This is a genomic window from Nocardioides sp. (genome assembly GCF_035503875.1).
Lineage (GTDB): Bacteria > Actinomycetota > Actinomycetes > Propionibacteriales > Nocardioidaceae > Nocardioides.
The window spans coordinates 23,259-41,293 of sequence record NZ_DATJTA010000054.1 but is presented as its reverse complement, the minus strand read 5'-3'; the positions used below and the strand labels follow the sequence as shown (position 1 = coordinate 41,293).

Genomic DNA, 18,035 nt, shown 5'->3' with positions numbered 1-18,035 from the left:
GTGAGTGCCTCGAGATCGCCCTTCCCCCCGATCGCGGACTACGCGTTCCTCTCGAACTGCCACACGGGCGCCCTGATCGCCCCGGACGGGTCGGTCGACTGGCTCTGCCTGCCGGCGTTCGACGGCCCGAGCGTGTTCGGCAACCTCCTCGACCGTGGCGCCGGGTCCTTCCGGTTCGGCCCGTACGGCGTCAACGTCCCGACCGCGCGCAGCTACCTGCCGGGAACGAACGTGCTGACGACCACGTGGCACACCCCCCGCGGGTGGCTGCTGGTGCACGACGCGCTCACCATGGGGCCGCGGCAGGGACCCGACACCGTCACCCCGCACACCCGCCCGCCCGCCGACGACGACGCCGACCACCTGCTGGTCCGCACGATCCAGTGCCTCGAGGGTGCGGTGGAGGTCGAGCTCGTCTGCGAGCCGGCGTTCGACTACGGCCGGGACCCGGCGACCTGGACCATGGTCGACGACCACCGGGCCGACGCCGCCGGCGCGGGCCAGACCTTCCGCCTCGCGACCGACATGAGCATCGGGGTCGAGGGGCCGTCCGCCCGTGCCCGGCACGTGCTCTCCGAGGGCCGGACGGCGTACTGCGCCCTGTCCTGGGCCGACGGCCTGGTGACGCCCGAGGACGCCGACGACGCCGTACGCCGGATCCGGGTGACCGAGCAGTTCTGGCGCTCCTGGCTGGACCGCGCGCGGGTGCCCGACCATCCGCTGCGCCCCCACCTGGAGCGTTCCGCCCTCACCATCAAGGGACTCACCTTCATGCCGACCGGCGCCACGGTCGCGGCGCTCACGACGTCCCTCCCCGAGACGCCGGGCGGCGAGCGCAACTGGGACTACCGCTACACGTGGATCCGCGACACGACGTTCACGCTGCAGGCGCTGCACTACCTCAACCTGGACTGGGAGGCCGACGAGTTCATGCAGTTCGTGGCCGACCTGGAGCCGAACCCCGACGGGTCGCTGCAGATCATGTACGGCATCGACGGGCGTCGCGACCTGACCGAGTCGACCCGCGACGAGCTGACCGGCTACGAGGGGGCGTCCCCGGTCCGGCTCGGCAACGGCGCCTTCGACCAGCGGCAGAACGACGTGTTCGGCGCCGTACTCGACGCGATCCTGCTGCGTGCGAACCGGAGCAAGCACCTGCCGCGGCGGCTCTGGCCGCTGGTGGAGTCCCAGGCCCAGGGTGCGCTCGACGCCTGGCAGAAGCCGGACCAGGGCATCTGGGAGGCGCGGGGCGACCCGCAGCACTACGTGTCGTCGAAGCTGATGTGCTGGGTGGCGCTGGACCGGGCCGCCAAGCTCGCCGCGATCCGCGACGAGGACAAGCTCGCCGAGGTGTGGGACTCCGCCGCCCAGGAGGTCCGCGAGGACATCCTCGGCCACGGCGTGAGCGACCACGGGGTGCTGCGCCAGCACTACGACACCGACGCGCTCGACGCCTCGACCCTGCTGGCCGTCCTGTTCGGCTTCCTGCCCGTCACCGACGAGCGGATGCGCAACACCGTCGACGCGATCGAGCGGGACCTGACGGAGAACGGCTTCGTCCTGCGCTACCGCACCGACGAGACCGACGACGGCCTGTCGGGCAAGGAGGGCACCTTCCTGATCTGCTCCTTCTGGCTGGTCTCGGCCCTCGCGGCCGTGGGCGAGCGGGAGCGCGCCGAGAGCCTCATGGAGCGGCTGCTCCGGATCGCCTCGCCGCTCGGCCTGTACGCCGAGGAGTTCGAGGTCGACCGTGCCCGGCACCTGGGGAACTTCCCCCAGGCCTTCTCCCACCTGGCGCTCATCCAGGCGGCGGGCCGGATCATCCTCGCGGACTTCCGGGAGGAGCTGTCGCTGTGACGGACGCTCCGGTCGCGGACACCGACGTCGTCGTCCTCGGCGGCGGTCTGGCCGGAGTCGCCTGCGCGCTCCGGCTGGGTGACGAGGGCGTGCGGGTGAGCCTGGTCGACCGGAACGACTACCACCAGTTCCAGCCGCTGCTCTACCAGGTGGCGACCTCGCAGCTCCCCGCGGAGGACGTCGCTCGGCCGCACCGGAGCATCTTCCGCGCGCACCCGACCGTCGAGCTGCGCAGCGGGGAGGCCACCCGCGTCGACCCGCCGACCCGGAGCGTGCTGCTCGCCGGCGGCGACGTCGTCCGCGGGACGCACCTGGTGATCGCCGCGGGCGGCCGGGCCGAGTTCTTCGGCGTACCGGGCGCGGCCGAGCACGCGTACCCGCTCTACTCGGTCGAGGACGCCGAGCGTCTGCGTCTCCACCTCCAGGACCTGCTCGCCCCCGACGGTGCCGGGCAGCGGCCCGAGGACGCCCTCGACGTCGTCGTGGTCGGGGGCGGGCCGACCGGGGTGGAGGTGGCCGGGGCCCTCGCCGAGCTGGCCGACGCGCTCGTCCAGCTCGGCGAGCTCCCGCGGCGCGGCCGCATCGTCCTCGTCGACCGCGGTGCGACGCTGCTCGGCGCGTTCTCCGAGAAGTCGCACGCCTACGCCCTCCACCGGCTGACGAAGCAGGGCGCGGAGGTCCGGCTGGGCACCGGCGTCGCCGCGGTGCACCCCGACCGGGTCGAGCTCGACGACGGGAGCGTCCTCCCGACCCGCACGGTCGTGTGGGGAGGCGGCGAGTCGGCGGCCGGGGTCGTGGCCGGCGTCGACCTCCCCTCGGGTCGCGGCGGCCGGGTCGACGTGGGACCCGACCTGGCCGTCGTCGGCCATCCGCAGGTGTACGCCGTCGGCGACGTCGCGAACATCCCCGCCGCCGTCGATCCCGGCGTCCTCCCGCAGCTCGGGTCGGTCGCCCAGCAGTCCGGACGCTGGGCGGCGGAGAACATCCTGCGCGACCGGGCCGGGCAGCCGACCCGGCCGTTCCACTACAAGGACAAGGGCATCATGGCGATGATCGGCCGCAACGCCGCGGTCGCCGAGGTCGGCAGGCACCGGCACCAGGTCGACGGCCCGGTCGCGTTCGCCGCCTGGCTCGGCGTGCACGCGATGCTGCTGAGCGGCTCCCACAGCAGGACCGACGCGTTCCTGTCGTGGGCCTGGGACTACTTCGACCGCGACCACGCGGCCGTCGTCGAGAGCTCGACGACTCCCCGTCGCATCGCCTGGGGCGACGACGAGGCCGACCTGCCGACCATCGCGGTCGGACGAACTCCGGCCGCACCGGCCGGCAGCGCCTGAGGAGGCGACCATGGCGGAGCACTACGACGTGATCATCGTGGGATCGGGCGCCGGCGGCGGCACCCTCGCCCACCGGCTCGCACCGTCCGGCAAACGGGTGCTGGTGCTGGAGCGCGGCGACTGGCTGCCGCGGGAGGTCGAGAACTGGGACGCCACCGCGGTGTTCGTCGACAACCGCTACGTCTCCGAGGAGACCTGGTACGACGGCCACGGGAAGCCGTTCCAGCCCCAGGTCCACTACGTCGTGGGCGGGGCGACCAAGTTCTACGGCGCCGCGCTCTACCGGCTGCGTGAGCGCGACTTCGCCGAGCTCAAGCACCACGGCGGGATCTCGCCCGCCTGGCCGATCGCCTACGACGTGCTGGAGCCCTACTACACGGCCGCCGAGCAGCTGTACCAGGTGCACGGGCAGCGCGGTGAGGACCCGACCGAGCCGCCCGCCTCCGCGCCGTACCCCCACCCGCCGGTCTCGCACGAGCCGCGGATCCAGCGGCTCTTCGACGACCTTACGGCCGTCGGGCTGCACCCGTTCCACGCGCCGTCGGGGGTGATGCTCGACGAGCGGCACCCGGAGAGCAGCCCGTGCATCCGGTGCGCGACCTGCGACGGGTTCCCGTGCCTGCTCCACGCCAAGTCCGACGCCGACGTCATCGGCGTCCGTCCGGCGCTCGAGCACGACAACGTGACCCTGCTGCGCAACGCCCGGGTACGGCGGCTCGAGACCGGGACCTCGGGCCGCGAGGTCTCCGCCGTCGTCGCCGAGGTCGACGGGGAGGAGCAGCGTTTCGGCGCGGACCTCGTCGTGCTGTCGGCCGGCGCGGTGAACTCGGCGGCGATCCTGCTCGCCAGCGCGAACGACCGGCACCCGCGGGGCCTCGCGAACGGCTCGGACCAGGTGGGCCGCAACTACGTCTTCCACAACAGCCGGGCCTTCCTGGCCGTCTCGACGGAGCGGAACGACACCCGCTTCCAGAAGACCCTGGGCCTCAACGACTACTACTTCGGCGACGCCGACTTCGACTTCCCGATGGGCAACCTGCAGATGGTCGGCAAGTCCTCGGCCCCGATGTACCGCGGCGAGAAGCCGGTCGAGGCGGGGCTGGCGCCGATGTTCGCGCTCTCGGACGTCGCCGAGCGCGCCGTGGACTTCTGGCTGTCGGCCGAGGACCTCCCCGAGCCCGGCAACCGGGTGAGCCTGGACGCCCGCGGCAACGTCGTGCTCCGCTACCGGCCGAACAACCAGGAGCCGATGGACCAGCTCTACCGCCGGGTGCGCCAGCACCTGAGCCACCTGGGCATGCACCCGCACCACCTGATCCCGCGACAGGTCTACATGAAGAACGACGTGCCGGTGGCGGGCTGCGCCCACCAGGCCGGCACCGTGCGGTTCGGGCGCGACCCGGCCACCTCCGTGCTCGACGTGGACTGCCGCGCCCACGAGGTCGACAACCTGTACGTCGTCGACACGAGCTTCTTCCCGAGCATCGGCGCGGTGAACCCGGCGCTCACGGCGATGGCCAACGCGCTGCGGGTGGGGGACCACCTGCTGGAGCGGCTCAGCGCGTGAGCCACGGCGTACGCCAGCCGCCGTACCCCTCGGTCAGCGCCGCGGCACCGGCCGGACCCCAGGTGCCGGGCCGGTAGGCCTCGACGGGCGGGGGCGCGTCCAGCAGCGGCTGCATGACCCGCCAGGTCTCCTCGACCGCGTCCTGCCGCGAGAAGCGGATGCTGCTGCCCGTCATCGCCGCGTGCAGCAGCACCTCGTACGGCGTGGCGCCCTCGCCGCCCTCGTCCGCGAACTCCATGTCGAGGTCGATCGGGGCGATCCGGCCGACGTCGGCCCGGTGCGCGTCGAACGTCATCCGGATCCCCGTGGACGGGTCGAGCCGGACGACGATCTGGTTGGGCTCGGCGTCGCCGGCCAGCCCGAACCCGAGCTTCGGCGGTCGCTTGAACACCAGCCGGAGCTCGGTCTGCGTCGCCGGGAGCCGCTTCCCCGTGCGGATGAAGAACGGGACGCCGGCCCACCGCCAGTTCTCGACCTCGAGCCGCAGGGCGGCGTACGTCTCGGTGGTGGAGCCGCCGGCGACCCCGTCGATCGCCTGGTACCCGTCGTACTGGCCGCGCACGTAGTGGACGGGATCGGCCTCGACCACGGCCCGGAAGAGCGCGACCTGCGCCTCCTTGAGCGTCGTCGGGTCGCCGCGGGACGGCGGCTCCATCGCCGCGGCCGCGAGCACCTGCATGAGGTGGTTGACGACGACGTCGCGCAGCGCGCCGACCGGGTCGTAGAAGTGGCCGCGGTCCTCGACGCCGAAGTCCTCGGCCATCGTGATCTGCACGCACTCGACGAAGCTGCGGCTCCAGAGCGGCTCCAGGATGGCGTTCGAGAACCGCAGGTGCAGGATCTCCTCCAGGCCCATCTTCCCGAGGTAGTGGTCGATCCGGAACAGCTGCGACTCGTCGATGTACTGGTGCAGCTCGTCCGCGAGCTCGCCGGCCGACGTCCGGTCGTGACCGAACGGCTTCTCGACCACCACGACGGCGTCCGAGGTGAGCCCGGCGCCGGACAGCCCCTGGACGACCCGACCGAACAGGAACGGCGGGATCTCCAGGTAGAAGACGGGACGCCGCGCGCCCCGGATCGCGTCGCCGACCCGGTCGTACGTCGCCGGGTCCGCGAAGTCGCCGTGGACGTAGGACAGCCGCTCCGCGAAGCGGTCGAAGACGACCTTGTCGAGCACCTCGCCGGTGCCCTCGATCGAGGTGCGGGCGCGCTCGACCAGCCGGTCGAGCGTCCAGTCGTCGGCGGCGACGCCCACGACGGGGCAGGTGAGCAGCCCGCGCTGCTCGAGCCGGTACAGGGACCGGAAGGTCATCACGCGGGCCAGGTCGCCGGTGATCCCGAAGACCACGAGGACGTCGCCGGGGCGGGTGGCGTGGGTGTCGGCGGTCGCTGTCATGCGGCCCACGATGCTCCGCGGTGCGCCCCGCTGCCTCGCCCGCGGCGGATGATCCCCCGGGTCAGCCCGCAGGCGTCGCGGCGTCCTCCTCGGCGGCGGCCGAGAGGCGCACCAGGGTCTCCCGGACGGCGGCCTCGGTCCGCTTGCCGAACAGTGCCCGCATCACCGGCCGCAGCAGGGCGGGGTAGTGGGTGAGGTCCCACGACTCGGTGACGCGGGTGCCGCCCTCGACCGGCTCCAGCTCGTAGCGCCAGCGGTGCGGACCCACGTGCCGCCAGGCGATCAGCCGGTCCTCCTCGAACTCCACGACCCGGTTCTTGATCTTGTACGACGCGCCCTGCTTCATGTCCATGCCGAACTCGGCGCCCAGGCTGAGCCGCTCCGGCCCCGCGACGGTGCCGCGCACGGTCCCCGAGCCGTCGATGCGCGGGTGCTGGCGCGGGTCCGCGAGGATCGCGAAGACGACGCTCGGCGGGGCGGCCACGACGGTGCTGGCGGTGATGACGTCAGATCCCATGTGCCGAGAGTAGATACAGGTGCCTACCCGAACGGGACGAATGGGAGTCGCCGCAGCTTGAGTCGGCGGTCCGGGGCAGACTTGGTACGTCGATCTGCCCGGCGCTAGGTTGGCGGCACCTGTTTGTGGTCCCGATCACAGGCGCACCACCCCCGCGCCGAGTGTTCGACCCGTGACGCGGCATGGCGGCGACCCCGACCAGGCCGGTGAACTCGAAGGAGCGCGTGTGTCCCAGCCCGTCCCGCAGACCGATCCGCCCGCCGACCGGCCCGAGCAGGGAGCCGCCTTCGGCCCCGACCTCGCGGAGGTCTTCGGCCCCTCGCAGACCGACGGCGGCCCGGAGCTCGTCCAGCTCCTGACGCCCGAGGGCGAGCGGGTCCACCACCCGGAGTTCGACCTCGACTTCTCCGAGGAGCAGCTGCGCGGCTTCTACCGCGACATGGTCCTCACCCGCCGCCTCGACGTCGAGGCGACCGCCCTGCAGCGCCACGGCGAGCTCGGCATCTGGGCGCAGCTGCTCGGCCAGGAGGCCGCGCAGATCGGCGCCGGCCGGGCCCTGCGCAAGCAGGACCACGTGTTCCCGACGTACCGCGAGCACGGCGTCGCGTGGTGTCGCGGCATCGACCCGCTCCGGCTGCTCGGCCTCTTCCGCGGGGTCGACCACGGCGACTGGGACCCCGAGGACTACGGCTTCGGGCTCTACACCATCGTCATCGGCGCGCAGACCCTGCACGCCACCGGCTACGCCATGGGCATGCAGCGCGACGGCGTCGTCGGCACCGGCGACGCCGACCGGGACGCGGCCGTGATCGCCCACTTCGGCGACGGCGCGTCCTCGCAGGGCGACGTCAACGAGTCGTTCATCTTCGCGGCGTCGTACAACGCCCCGGTCGTGTTCTTCTGCCAGAACAACCAGTGGGCCATCTCCGAGCCGATCGAGCGGCAGAGCCGGATCCCGCTCTACCAGCGCGCGCTCGGCTTCGGCTTCCCCGGCGTCCGCGTCGACGGCAACGACGTGCTCGCGACGTACGCCGTCACCCAGGCGGCGCTGCAGCGGGCCCGCGACGGCCAGGGGCCGACGTTCGTGGAGGCCTACACCTACCGGATGGGCGCGCACACCACGACCGACGACCCGACCCGCTACCGGCTCTCCGCCGACGTCGAGAGCTGGAAGCTGAAGGACCCGATCGCCCGGCTGGAGGCCTACCTCAAGCGCAACGGCTTCGCCGACGCGGCGTTCTTCGAGGCCCTCGACGACGAGGCCGAGCAGTTCGGCGCCACCCTGCGCGAGGGCTGCAAGGCGCTCCCCGACCCGAGCCCGCTCGCGATGTTCGACCAGGTGTACGCCGAGCAGACCGAGGAGCTGGTCGCCCAGCGCGACGGCTACGCGGCGTACCTCGACTCCTTCGAGCCCGAGACGGAGGTCGCGCGATGAGCACGAAGATCACCCTGGCCAAGGGGCTCAACATGGGCCTGCGCCAGGCCATGGAGGACGACCCCAAGGTCCTGGTGATGGGCGAGGACGTCGGCAAGCTCGGTGGCGTCTTCCGGATCACCGACGGCCTGCAGAAGGACTTCGGCGAGGACCGGGTCATCGACTCCCCGCTCGCCGAGTCCGGCATCGTCGGCACCGCCGTGGGTCTCGCGCTGCGCGGCTACCGGCCGGTGGTGGAGATCCAGTTCGACGGGTTCGTCTACCCGGCGTACGACCAGATCGTCTGTCAGGTCGCCAAGATGCACTTCCGATCGCGTGGCCGCTCGACCATGCCGATGGTCATCCGGATCCCCTTCGGCGGCGGCATCGGTGCGGTCGAGCACCACAGCGAGTCCCCGGAGGCGCAGTTCGCGCACACGCCGGGCCTGAAGGTCGTCGCCTGCTCCAACCCGGTCGACGGCTACTGGATGATCCAGCAGGCCATCGCCTGCGACGACCCGGTGATCTTCCTGGAGCCCAAGCGGCAGTACCACGCCGACAAGGCCGACCTCGACGAGTCCGCGACGCCCGCGCCGCTGTTCGCCTCGCGGGTCGTCCGGCCCGGCACCGACGTCACCCTGCTGGCCTACGGCCCGACCGTGAAGACCGCCATGCGGGCCGCCGAGGCCGCGGCCACCGAGGGCCGCTCGGTCGAGGTGATCGACCTGCGCACCCTCTCGCCGCTCGACATGGCACCCGTCTTCGACTCCGTGCGCCGCACCGGCCGCGCCGTCGTCTGCCACGAGGCCCACGTCAACCTCGGCATGGGCGCCGAGCTCTCCGCGCGGATCACCGAGGAGTGCTTCTACTCCCTGGAGTCGCCGGTGCTGCGGGTCGGCGGGTTCGACACGCCGTACCCCGCCTCGCGCATCGAGGAGGACTTCCTCCCCGACCTCGACCGGGTGCTCGACGCCGTGGACAGGAGCCTGGATTTCTGATGCCCGAGTACAAGCTGCCCGACGTCGGCGAGGGCCTCACCGAGGCCGAGATCGTGGCGTGGAAGGTCAAGTTCGGCGACGTGATCGCCGTCAACGACGTGGTGGTCGAGATCGAGACCGCCAAGTCGCTGGTCGAGCTGCCCTCGCCGTACGCCGGCGAGGTGACGGCGCTGCTGGTCGCCGAGGGCGAGACCGTGGAGGTCGGGACGCCGATCATCGCGATCGGCGAGCCTGCGGTCGCCGCGGCGCCCGCTCCGGCTCCGGCTCCGGCGATGGAGATCGACCTGTCCAACCCGGCGGCGAGCGGGGGTGGCGAGGGCGAGAGCCTGGTCGGGCGCAACAAGGCCGAGCGCGGCCCGACCCGGCGCGCCCGCCGGGGCACCAACGGCGGCGCGGGTGCGGCCAACGCCCAGACCCAGGCCGCCTTCGAGCCCGGCGCGGCTCCGGTCGTCGAGGCCGAGGACCCGGGTCCCGCGGTCCCCGCGACCCCGGCGGCTCCGGCCCCGGTGAGCGAGCGGACGCTGGCCAAGCCCCCGGTGCGCAAGCTCGCCAAGGACCTCGGCGTCGACCTCGCCGACTGTGCCGCCTCGGGTCCGAACGGCACGGTCACCCGGACCGACGTCGAGGCCGCCGCCAGTGGCCTCGCCGGTCGAGTAGCCGCCGAGGCACGAGGCGGCGTATCGAGACCCCGCGAGACCGGCGAGCGCGAGACCCGCGAGCCGATCAAGGGCGTGCGCAAGATGATGGGCCAGGCGATGGTCCGATCGGCGTTCACGATCCCGCACGTCACCGAGTGGGTGAGCGTCGACGTCACCCGCACGATGGAGCTCGTCGAGCGGCTGCGCACCCACCGCGATCTGCGCGAGGTCAAGGTCTCGCCGCTGCTGGTGCTGGCGAAGGCGGTCATGCTGGCGATGCGTCGTACTCCCGAGATCAACTCGGAGTGGGACGACGCCGCCGGCGAGGTGGTGTTCAAGCACTACGTCAACCTCGGCATCGCCGCGGCGACCCCGCGCGGGCTCGTCGTCCCCAACGTCAAGGACGCCCAGGACCTCGCCCTCCCCGACCTGGCCCGCGCGCTCAACGAGCTCGCGGCGACGGCGCGCGAGGGCCGGACCCAGCCGGCGGAGATGAGCGGCGGGACGTTCACGATCACGAACGTCGGCCCGTTCGGCGTCGACGGCGGCACCCCGATCATCAACCCGGGGGAGTCGGCCATCCTGTGCTTCGGGGCGGTCAAGAAGCAGCCGTGGGTGGTGACCACCGACGGCGTCGACGAGATCGTCGTCCGTCAGGTCTGCACCCTCGCGCTCTCCTTCGACCACCGCCACATCGACGGGGAGAAGGGCTCGCGCTTCCTCGCCGACGTCGCCGAGATCATGGCCGACCCGGCCAGCGCGCTGCTGTTCTGAGCGGCCGTGTCCTACGGCCGCAATTGCGGCCGTAGGACAGGTTCGCCGGGCCAGAGTCTGCCCAACGGCTGCAATTGCGGCGGTTGGGCGCCGGGCCACGGCCGCCCGCACCCGGCCCGCGCCGGCCTACGGCCGGGGGCGGCGGGCGTGCATGATCGCGTCGGTCCCGCCGTCGACGAACAGCACCACGCCGACGACCAGCGAGGCGGCGTCGGAGAGCAGGAAGCCGATGGCGGCGGCGACCTCCTCGGGGCGGCCGGGGCGGTCGAGGGCGCTGGGGTAGGTGTCGGCGAAGGGGCCGAAGACCGGGTCGGCGCGCAGCTGCTCGGTCATCGCGGTGGCGATCAGGCCGGGGGCGACGGCGTTGAGGCGGATGCCGGCGCCGGCCCACTCCGCGGTGACGCCGTGGGTGCGCGCCCACCAGGCGAGCCCCGCCTTCGTCGCGGGGTAGACCTCGACCGCGTCCCGAGCCGAGGCGGCCTTCCGGGCGGCGGGCTCGTCACCCTCGAGGAGGGTGTCGGCGAGCTCCGTGGGCCAGCCCGGCTGGCAGGTGGTCGAGTTCGACGCCAGGAGTACGACGCCCGCCCCGCCCGCGGCGGCCAGCTGCGGGCGGAGTCCCTCGACGAGGGCGAGCGCGCCGAAGTAGTTCACCGAGACGACCAGCTCCGGGTCGACGCCGGTGAGCCCGGCGATGCCGGCCGCCGGGACCAGTCCGTGCACGACGTCGGTCAGCGCCTGCACGCCCGCGACCGCGGCGGCCCGGCCGTCGGCGGTCGACAGGTCGGCGACCACGTCGGCGTCGCGCTGGTCGACCGTGATCACCCGCCCGCCCTGGTCACGCAGCAGGGCCGCGGTCGCGGCTCCGATCCCCGAGGCGGCTCCGGTCACGACGTAGGTCTTCACGGCGCAGGACTGTAACGCGTTTCAGTTCCGCCCGCGCGTGGCCGCGGCCGCCCGTCGGCCCGGCGTCGTCCCGTAGACCCGCCGGAAGGCCGCGACGTACGCCGACGCCGACGCGTAGCCGACCAGGTGCGCGACCCGGGCCACCGGGTAGAGCTCCAGCAGCGGGAGGGACGCCGCCAGCCGGTGCCGCGTGCGCCAGGCGGACCAGGTGGCGGCGTACTCCCGCTCGAAGTCGCGCTGCAGGGTGCGGCTGCTCACGTGCAGGCGGTCGGCCCACTCGCGCAGCTCGGTGGGGTCGGCGGGATCGGCCATCAGGGCGGCGGCGACCTGTCGCGCCAGCCCCAGGCCGCGGGCGCGGTGGGCGACCGCCTCGGGGCGACCGAGGCCCGCGAGCAGCTGGGCGCGCAGCTCCAGGCCGCGCTCCTCCGGTACGCCGTGGCCGAGCAGCGTCACCGCCGAGCGCGCCGAGGCGTCCAGGCCGACGAGCCCGACCGAGAGGCCGGCCACGACGGCGGGCGGCTCGCGCAGCATCACCGCGTGGACGGCGTGCCCCGATCCGCCGCGGACCTCGGCGCTGGTCCCGCGGCGTACCCACACGGCCTGGTGGGGGCCGGCGAAGCTGAGCTCGGCCCCGCGGCGTACGACGAGCCACCCGTCCGCCGCCCAGAACAGCTGGTCGCGGAAGTCGTCGTGGACGTCGCCGAGGGAGACGGTGCCGTGCGGGACGGCGTACAGCAGGACCAGGATGCCGGTCGGCGGGCCGAGCCCGTAGCCGTGCTCGCTGACGATGGCGTCGTACGGCCCCAGCGCGTCGAGCACGTCCTGTGCCACCGGTCACGTTCCTCTCGGGTCCACGTCCCCGAGTGTCACCTGCGCGACATCGGGTGTCAGGAGGACGATACTCACCCGGCTTTAGGTAAGCCTAACCTTGTCCGCATGTCGTCTGCCCTGCCGCGCCGTGCCACCGGCGCCCTCGCCGCTGTCTCCGTCCTCCTCGTCCTCGCCGCCTGCGGAAGCGAGGACGAGAGCGCGGAGGCCGCGGACTCGGCCACCACCCGGACCTTCACCGCCGACAACGGCGACGTCGAGATCCCGGCCGACCCCGAGCGGATCGTCGCGACCGGGTACGCCGTCCCGGTGCTGATCGAGGCCGACGCCGACCTGGTCGGCATCTCCGAGTGGTCGCGCGGGGTCCCGATGATGACCGAGGAGGACCTCGCCACCTACGAGGAGCTGCCCAAGGTCGCCGGCGAGATGGCCAACGAGACCAACTACGAGGCGGTGGCGGAGGCCGAGCCCGACCTGATCGTGATCGGCGTGCCCCAGCCGGCGCTGGTCGACCTCGACCTGGACAAGCTGGAGTCGATCGCCCCCGTCCTCGTCCTCGGCCCCTCGCGCCCGGACTCCTGGAAGGACCTCGGCGAGCGGCAGGCCGACGCCGCCGGTGCCACCGAGGGCTTCGAGGAGGCCCGCCAGACCTACCTCGACAAGGCCGCCGAGCTGAAGGAGAAGTACACCGACCGGCTCGCCGACCTCGAGTTCGGCCACGTGGGCGCGTACGGCGACACCGCGGGTGGCGTCTTCCAGCGCGAGTTCGCCGGGTCCTGGGGCACGAACGTCGCCGGGGACCTCGGCGTCACCTACTACGGCGAGGTGGCCGAGAAGGGCGGTGGCTCGGCCGACGTCTCGGAGTACCCCTCGATCGAGGAGCTGCCCGACTCCCTCGGGGACGCCGACGTGATCACCTACAGCCTGGACGTCGACGGGAGCGTCAACGAGTCCGTCCAGTACGTGCTCGACTCGCCGCTGTGGCAGAACCTGCCCGCCGTGAAGGCGGGCCTGGTGATGCCGGTGCAGTACACCGAGGCGGCGACGTACACCTCCGCCCTGATGACGCTGGACTCCCTCGACGAGAACCTGACGAAGATCCTGAAGTGAGCCGCGACGACTTCTCCCGCACGGACCCGCGCGGCGCGGTCGCCCGCTTCCACGCCGCGGGGGAGGGCGTGGCCCGGATCGGCTACCCGATCCTGGTCACCCGGACCACCCTCGCGCGGCGTACCGAGGTGACGCCGTCGATGCTGCGGCTCACCCTGACCGGGCCCGAGCTCGCCGGCTTCCACACCTACCAGGCCGACGACCACGTCCGGCTGGTGCTGGCGCTGCCCGACGGCACCCGCAACGACCCGGTGCCGAACGAGCGCGCGGAGCTCGACTGGACCCGGCCGCACCCGCCGTCGCGCAAGTACACCGTGCGCCGCTTCGACGCCGAGGCGTGCGAGCTGGACCTCGACGTCGTGGTCCACCCCGGTGGGGTCGCCTCGGAGTGGGCGCTCGGCGTCCAGCCCGGCGAGGAGGTCGTCGTGGCCGGTCCGCCCGGTGCGAAGGCGTTCCCGCACACGTACGACCACTACGTGTTCGCCGTGGACCCGACCGGACTGCCCGCGGTCGCGCGCTGGCTGGAGGAGTCGCCCGCGGACGTCGTGGCCGACGTGCTCGTCGACCACGACCACCCGCACGAGCGGGACTACCCGCTCGCGGCGCGTCCCGGCGTCACGGTGCGGTGGCTGGAGCGCCGCGGCGGGTCGCGCCTCGTCGCCGAGGTGGCGGGCCTGCGGCTGCCGGCGGAGCGCAGCTTCCTGTTCGCCGCCGGCGAGGCCACCGACCTCAAGCCGCTGCGCGGCTGGGCGCGGGCGACCGGGACCGACGCGCTGGTGACCGGCTACTGGAAGCGCGGGGTCGCGGACCTGGATGAGTGAGTCCGCCGGCCCCACCGCACGCCTGCGTGCCGGTGGTCTGATCCTCGCGGTGGCGGTCACGGTCCTCGTGGCCGCCATCAGCCTGTGCGTCGGCGCCCGCGCCGTACCGCTGTCGGACGTCCTCGGGGCGCTCTTCGACTACGCCGGCACCGACGACCACGTCGTGGTCCGCGACCTGCGGGTCCCGCGGCTGGTCCTCGGCGTCGCGGTCGGAGCCGCGCTGGCGGTCGCGGGCGCGCTCGTGCAGACGCTCACCCGCAACCCGCTCGCCGAGCCTGGAATCCTCGGGGTCACGGCGGGGGCGTCGTTCGCGATCATCCTGGCCAGCGCCTGGTGGCGCCTGGACTCCCCGGTCGCCCAGCTCGTCGCCGCCGTCGTCGGCGCCCTGGCCGCCACCACCGTGGTGCACGCCGTCGGGGGTACGTCGCCGCTCCGCCTCGTCCTCGCCGGTACGGCGCTCAGCGCGGTCCTGGCCGGTCTCGGGCTGGCCATCCGGCTCGCGCTCCCCGACGTGTTCGACGGCTACCGGTTCTGGTCGGTGGGCTCGCTCGCGGGCCGGGAGCAGCTGCCCCTCGGCGTACCCCTGGCCGTGATCGGCGTGTGCCTGGTGGCCGCGGCCGTACTGGTGCCGTCGCTCGAGGCGCTCGCGCTGGGCGAGGACGTGGCGCACAGCCTCGGCGCCACCGTGGCCCGGACGCGCACGCTCGTGCTGCTGGTGCTGACCGTGCTGGCGGCCGCCGCGACGGCGATCGCCGGGCCGATCGCGTTCGTCGGGCTCGTCGTCCCTCACCTGGTCCGGAGGCTGTGCGCCGGCTCGGTGGGCTGGCTGGTCGCGTTCTGCGTGGTGCTGGGGCCGCTCCTGATGCTCGCCGCGGACACGCTGAGCCGGGTGCTGCTGCCGACCGGGGAGCTGCCGGTGGCTGTGCTCACGGCGTTCGTCGGCGGACCGGTGCTGATCTGGGTGGTCCGGCGGTACGGGGCGGCCGAGCTGTGAGCACGTCCCTGTCCGCCCTCGTCGGGCGCCGCTACCTGCTCGGCTGTCTCGGGCTGGTCCTGGCCGCCGCGGCCGCCGCCTTCGGCACCCTCAGCAACGGCACCACCTGGACGCCGCCGGCCGACACCCTCGCCGGCCTGTTCGGCCACGGCGAGAAGGCGCTGGTGATCTCGGAGTGGCGCGCGCCGCAGGCCGCCGCCGCACTGGTCTTCGGTGCCGCGCTGGGCCTGTCGGGTGCAGTCTTCCAGAACCTCACCCGCAACCCCCTCGGCAGCCCCGACGTCATCGGCCTGGAGGCCGGCGCCTACACGGGCGCCCTGGTCGTCGTCGCCACCCTCGCGGGCACCTCGACCCAGGTCGCGACCGGCTCCGTGCTGGCCGGGCTCGTCACCGCGCTGGTGATCGTGCTGCTCTCCCGGGGCCAGGGGTTCAGCGGGCTGCGCCTGGTCGTGATCGGCATCGCGGTCAACGCGATGCTGACGGCGACCAACCAGTACCTCGTGCTGCGCGCCGACCTCGACGTCGCGATCGCCGCGACCGCGTGGAGCGCGGGCTCGCTCAACGGCAGCGACTGGGCCGAGCTGCGGGTCCCCTTCGTGCTGATCGGGCTCGCGACGCTCGCGTTGGCCCGGGTCTCGCGGACGGTGCAGCAGGCCGCGCTGGGCGACGACCTCGCGACCGCGACCGGGGTCGACCTGGGCCGGCACCGGCTGGTGCTGATCGTCCTCGGCGTCGCCTGCACCGCCACGGTCACGGCGGTCGCCGGGCCGATCACGTTCGTCGCGCTGGTCGCGCCGCAGATCGGACGGCGGGTGACCGGGAGCGCCGGCGTACCGCTGTTGCCGGCCGCGCTCACCGGGGCGCTGGTGCTGGCGGTCTCCGACCTGGTCGCGCAGACCGCGACCCGTCCGGTCCCGCTGCCGGTCGGCGTGGTCACCACCGCGGTGGGCGGGGCGTACCTGATCTGGTTGCTGCTGAGAGAGGTGAGGCGCAGGTGAGTGGAGCCGGAAGCGGCCTGGTCGCGCACGGGCTGGAGCTGGGGTACGGCGACCGCGTGGTCTCGCGGGGACTTGACCTCGCGCTGCCGCCGGGGCGGTTCACCGCCGTCCTCGGGCCGAACGCGTGCGGCAAGTCGACCCTGCTTCGCGCGCTGGCGAGGTTGCAGCCGCTGCGCGCCGGGCGGGTCGAGCTCGACGGCGCGGACCTCGCGCAGCAGCGGCCCCGGCAGGTCGCCCGGCGCCTCGGCTTCCTGCCCCAGCGGATGGTGCCGCCGGAGGGGATCACGGTGACCCAGCTCGTACGTCGGGGCCGGTTCCCGCACCGCAGCTGGCGCTCCGTCTGGACCGAGCAGGACGATGCCGCGGTCCGCCGGGCGCTGGCCGACGCCGGGGTCGAGGACCTCGCGACCCGGCGGGTCGAGGAGCTCTCCGGCGGTCAGGCGCAGCGCGCCTGGATGGCGATGGTGCTCGCGCAGGAGACCGACCTGCTGCTGCTCGACGAGCCGACGACGTACCTCGACATCGCGCACCAGTACGAGCTGCTCGCGCTGCTCGCCCGGCTGCGCGACGGCGGGCGGACGGTCGTGGCGGTGCTGCACGAGGTCAACCAGGCGTGTCGGTTCGCCGACCACGTCGTGGCCATGGCCGACGGGCGCGTGGTCGCGCAGGGGCCGCCCGGCGAGGTGGTCACCGCGCCGCTGGTGCGGGAGGTCTTCGGGCTCGCGGCCGACGTCGTACCGGATCCGCTGACGGGTACGCCGATGCTGGTGCCGCACCCGGTCTGATGCTCAGCGGTTCCGCCGCCACTCCGCGAGGACGGTGGCCTCCCGCTCCCGGGTGATCCCGGTGCGGACCGCGTCGGGCGTCGCGCGCAGCCAGGCGAGGGTGTCGCGCGCGGTGTCCGCGACCGCGCGCACGCTCAGCCCCGCGGCGTACGACGGGGTCGGGTCGTGGGCCAGCATGCCGTCGTACTCCGGGCGGGGGAGCCAGAGCGGCAGCCCCTCCGGGCCGGCCCACGGCTCGACGCCGAGCTCGGCGAGCGCGGCGTCGGGCACCCAGGTCAGCCGGGGCTCCGCGCCGACTCCGGCCGCCACGCGGGACAGCAGCTCGGCGGCGGGGAGCGGGTCGCCGACGCCGTCGTAGTCGCCGGTCGTGCGCTGCTCGGCCAGGCTCACGATCCAGTCCGCGAGGTCGCGGGCGTCGACCACCTGGACGACGGCCTCCGGGCTGCCGCCGGCGAGCGTCTCGCCGCCCTCGGCGAGGCGCTCCGGCCAGTAGGTGAAGCGGCCGGTCGGGTCGCCGGGACCGACGATCAGCCCGGGCCGGACGATCGTCGAGGACGCCGTCCCCGTCCGCACGATCTCCTCGCACGCGACCTTCATCGGACCGTAGGCCTCCGGGTCGACCGCGAGGTCGACGTCCTCCCACACCGGCGCGCGCAGGGGCAGCGTCGCGGGGGTGCCGCCCGGGGTGGACTCGTCCTCGTAGACGTTGATCGTCGAGACGAACACCCAGTGCGCGTCGGGCAGCCGCTCGACCGCCGCGCGCACCCAGGACGGATGGCGCCCCACGTCGACGACCGCGTCGAAGCCGGTCAGCTCCGCGGGCAGCGGCTGCGTGCGGTCGGTCTCCACGTGCCGCGCGCCGTCCGGCACCGAGCCGGACCGGCCCCGGCACGCGCACACGACCTCGTGCCCCCGCCGTACCGCCTCGGCCGCGACCGCGCGCGAGAGGAACACCGTGCCGCCCAACACCAGGATCCGCATGCCCGCGACCCTCTCCGACCCGGTCCGTCCCCGGCAACCGCCTTCTGCTCTCGACAGAACGCCGAGTCGGCAGAAGTTGCGCGTCGAGTCGGCAGAACTTGCGCACAACCTGTCGGC

16 protein-coding genes are annotated in these 18,035 nt (G+C 73.6%); 11 read left to right on the top strand and 5 right to left on the bottom strand.

The window, feature by feature from the left end:
* From VMF51_RS12700 to VMF51_RS12690, 3 genes are read left to right on the top strand one after another with little or no spacing between them, the layout of a single operon-like run.
* Window positions 1-1,857 carry a glycoside hydrolase family 15 protein gene (locus tag VMF51_RS12700; protein WP_325474802.1) on the top strand — a complete coding sequence of 619 codons (1,857 nt, stop codon included), beginning with the start codon at window positions 1-3 and terminating at the stop codon, window positions 1,855-1,857.
* Window positions 1,854-3,194 carry an NAD(P)/FAD-dependent oxidoreductase gene (locus VMF51_RS12695; protein ID WP_325474801.1) on the top strand — a complete coding sequence of 447 codons (1,341 nt, stop codon included), beginning with the start codon at window positions 1,854-1,856 and terminating at the stop codon, window positions 3,192-3,194. The genes VMF51_RS12700 and VMF51_RS12695 overlap by 4 nt, the downstream gene beginning before the upstream one ends.
* A gap of 10 nt (window positions 3,195-3,204) precedes the next feature.
* The gene (locus VMF51_RS12690) at window positions 3,205-4,761 is read left to right on the top strand and encodes a GMC family oxidoreductase (protein WP_325474800.1); all 1,557 of its coding nucleotides are present in this window, start codon (window positions 3,205-3,207) and stop codon (window positions 4,759-4,761) included.
* Here VMF51_RS12690 and VMF51_RS12685 read toward each other — a convergent pair.
* Window positions 4,751-6,157 carry a glucose-6-phosphate dehydrogenase gene (locus tag VMF51_RS12685; protein WP_325474799.1) on the bottom strand — a complete coding sequence of 469 codons (1,407 nt, stop codon included), beginning with the start codon at window positions 6,155-6,157 and terminating at the stop codon, window positions 4,751-4,753. The two genes, VMF51_RS12690 and VMF51_RS12685, sit on opposite strands and share 11 nt — an antisense overlap.
* A gap of 61 nt (window positions 6,158-6,218) precedes the next feature.
* On the bottom strand, window positions 6,219-6,674 hold the full coding sequence (locus tag VMF51_RS12680) for an SRPBCC family protein (protein ID WP_325474798.1): 456 nt from the start codon (window positions 6,672-6,674) through the stop codon (window positions 6,219-6,221).
* A 226-nt stretch (window positions 6,675-6,900) separates the two neighbouring features.
* Here VMF51_RS12680 and pdhA point away from each other — a divergent pair, with 226 nt between their 5' ends.
* From pdhA to VMF51_RS12665, 3 genes are read left to right on the top strand one after another with little or no spacing between them, the layout of a single operon-like run.
* On the top strand, window positions 6,901-8,109 hold the full coding sequence (gene pdhA / locus VMF51_RS12675; RefSeq protein WP_414689467.1) for a pyruvate dehydrogenase (acetyl-transferring) E1 component subunit alpha: 1,209 nt from the start codon (window positions 6,901-6,903) through the stop codon (window positions 8,107-8,109).
* Complete coding sequence (locus VMF51_RS12670) at window positions 8,106-9,086, top strand: alpha-ketoacid dehydrogenase subunit beta (protein WP_325474797.1); 981 nt, start codon at window positions 8,106-8,108, stop codon at window positions 9,084-9,086. The genes pdhA and VMF51_RS12670 overlap by 4 nt, the downstream gene beginning before the upstream one ends.
* Window positions 9,086-10,498 carry a dihydrolipoamide acetyltransferase family protein gene (locus VMF51_RS12665; protein WP_325474796.1) on the top strand — a complete coding sequence of 471 codons (1,413 nt, stop codon included), beginning with the start codon at window positions 9,086-9,088 and terminating at the stop codon, window positions 10,496-10,498. The genes VMF51_RS12670 and VMF51_RS12665 overlap by 1 nt, the downstream gene beginning before the upstream one ends.
* Window positions 10,499-10,624: 126 nt before the next feature.
* Here VMF51_RS12665 and VMF51_RS12660 read toward each other — a convergent pair whose 3' ends face one another.
* Together VMF51_RS12660 and VMF51_RS12655 are read right to left on the bottom strand one after the other, a co-directional pair.
* The gene (locus VMF51_RS12660) at window positions 10,625-11,401 is read right to left on the bottom strand and encodes an SDR family oxidoreductase (RefSeq protein ID WP_325474795.1); all 777 of its coding nucleotides are present in this window, start codon (window positions 11,399-11,401) and stop codon (window positions 10,625-10,627) included.
* A gap of 21 nt (window positions 11,402-11,422) precedes the next feature.
* Complete coding sequence (locus tag VMF51_RS12655) at window positions 11,423-12,232, bottom strand: AraC family transcriptional regulator (protein ID WP_325474794.1); 810 nt, start codon at window positions 12,230-12,232, stop codon at window positions 11,423-11,425.
* A 105-nt stretch (window positions 12,233-12,337) separates the two neighbouring features.
* Between VMF51_RS12655 and VMF51_RS12650 the strand changes: the two genes are divergently transcribed.
* From VMF51_RS12650 to VMF51_RS12630, 5 genes are read left to right on the top strand one after another with little or no spacing between them, the layout of a single operon-like run.
* On the top strand, window positions 12,338-13,339 hold the full coding sequence (locus VMF51_RS12650; protein WP_325474793.1) for an ABC transporter substrate-binding protein: 1,002 nt from the start codon (window positions 12,338-12,340) through the stop codon (window positions 13,337-13,339).
* Entirely contained in the window at window positions 13,336-14,160 is an 825-nt protein-coding gene (locus tag VMF51_RS12645) for a siderophore-interacting protein (protein ID WP_325474792.1), read from the top strand. The genes VMF51_RS12650 and VMF51_RS12645 overlap by 4 nt, the downstream gene beginning before the upstream one ends.
* Window positions 14,153-15,154 carry a FecCD family ABC transporter permease gene (locus tag VMF51_RS12640; protein WP_325474791.1) on the top strand — a complete coding sequence of 334 codons (1,002 nt, stop codon included), beginning with the start codon at window positions 14,153-14,155 and terminating at the stop codon, window positions 15,152-15,154. Before VMF51_RS12645 ends, VMF51_RS12640 begins: the two co-directional genes overlap by 8 nt.
* On the top strand, window positions 15,151-16,152 hold the full coding sequence (locus VMF51_RS12635) for a FecCD family ABC transporter permease (protein ID WP_325474790.1): 1,002 nt from the start codon (window positions 15,151-15,153) through the stop codon (window positions 16,150-16,152). Before VMF51_RS12640 ends, VMF51_RS12635 begins: the two co-directional genes overlap by 4 nt.
* Complete coding sequence (locus VMF51_RS12630) at window positions 16,149-16,937, top strand: ABC transporter ATP-binding protein (protein ID WP_325474789.1); 789 nt, start codon at window positions 16,149-16,151, stop codon at window positions 16,935-16,937. The genes VMF51_RS12635 and VMF51_RS12630 overlap by 4 nt, the downstream gene beginning before the upstream one ends.
* 3 nt (window positions 16,938-16,940) lie before the next feature.
* Here the strand turns inward: VMF51_RS12630 and VMF51_RS12625 are convergent, their stop codons facing one another.
* Window positions 16,941-17,918: an NAD-dependent epimerase/dehydratase family protein gene (locus tag VMF51_RS12625; protein ID WP_325474788.1), complete on the bottom strand. Its 978-nt coding sequence runs from the start codon at window positions 17,916-17,918 to the stop codon at window positions 16,941-16,943.
* Window positions 17,919-18,035 lie beyond the last annotated feature (117 nt).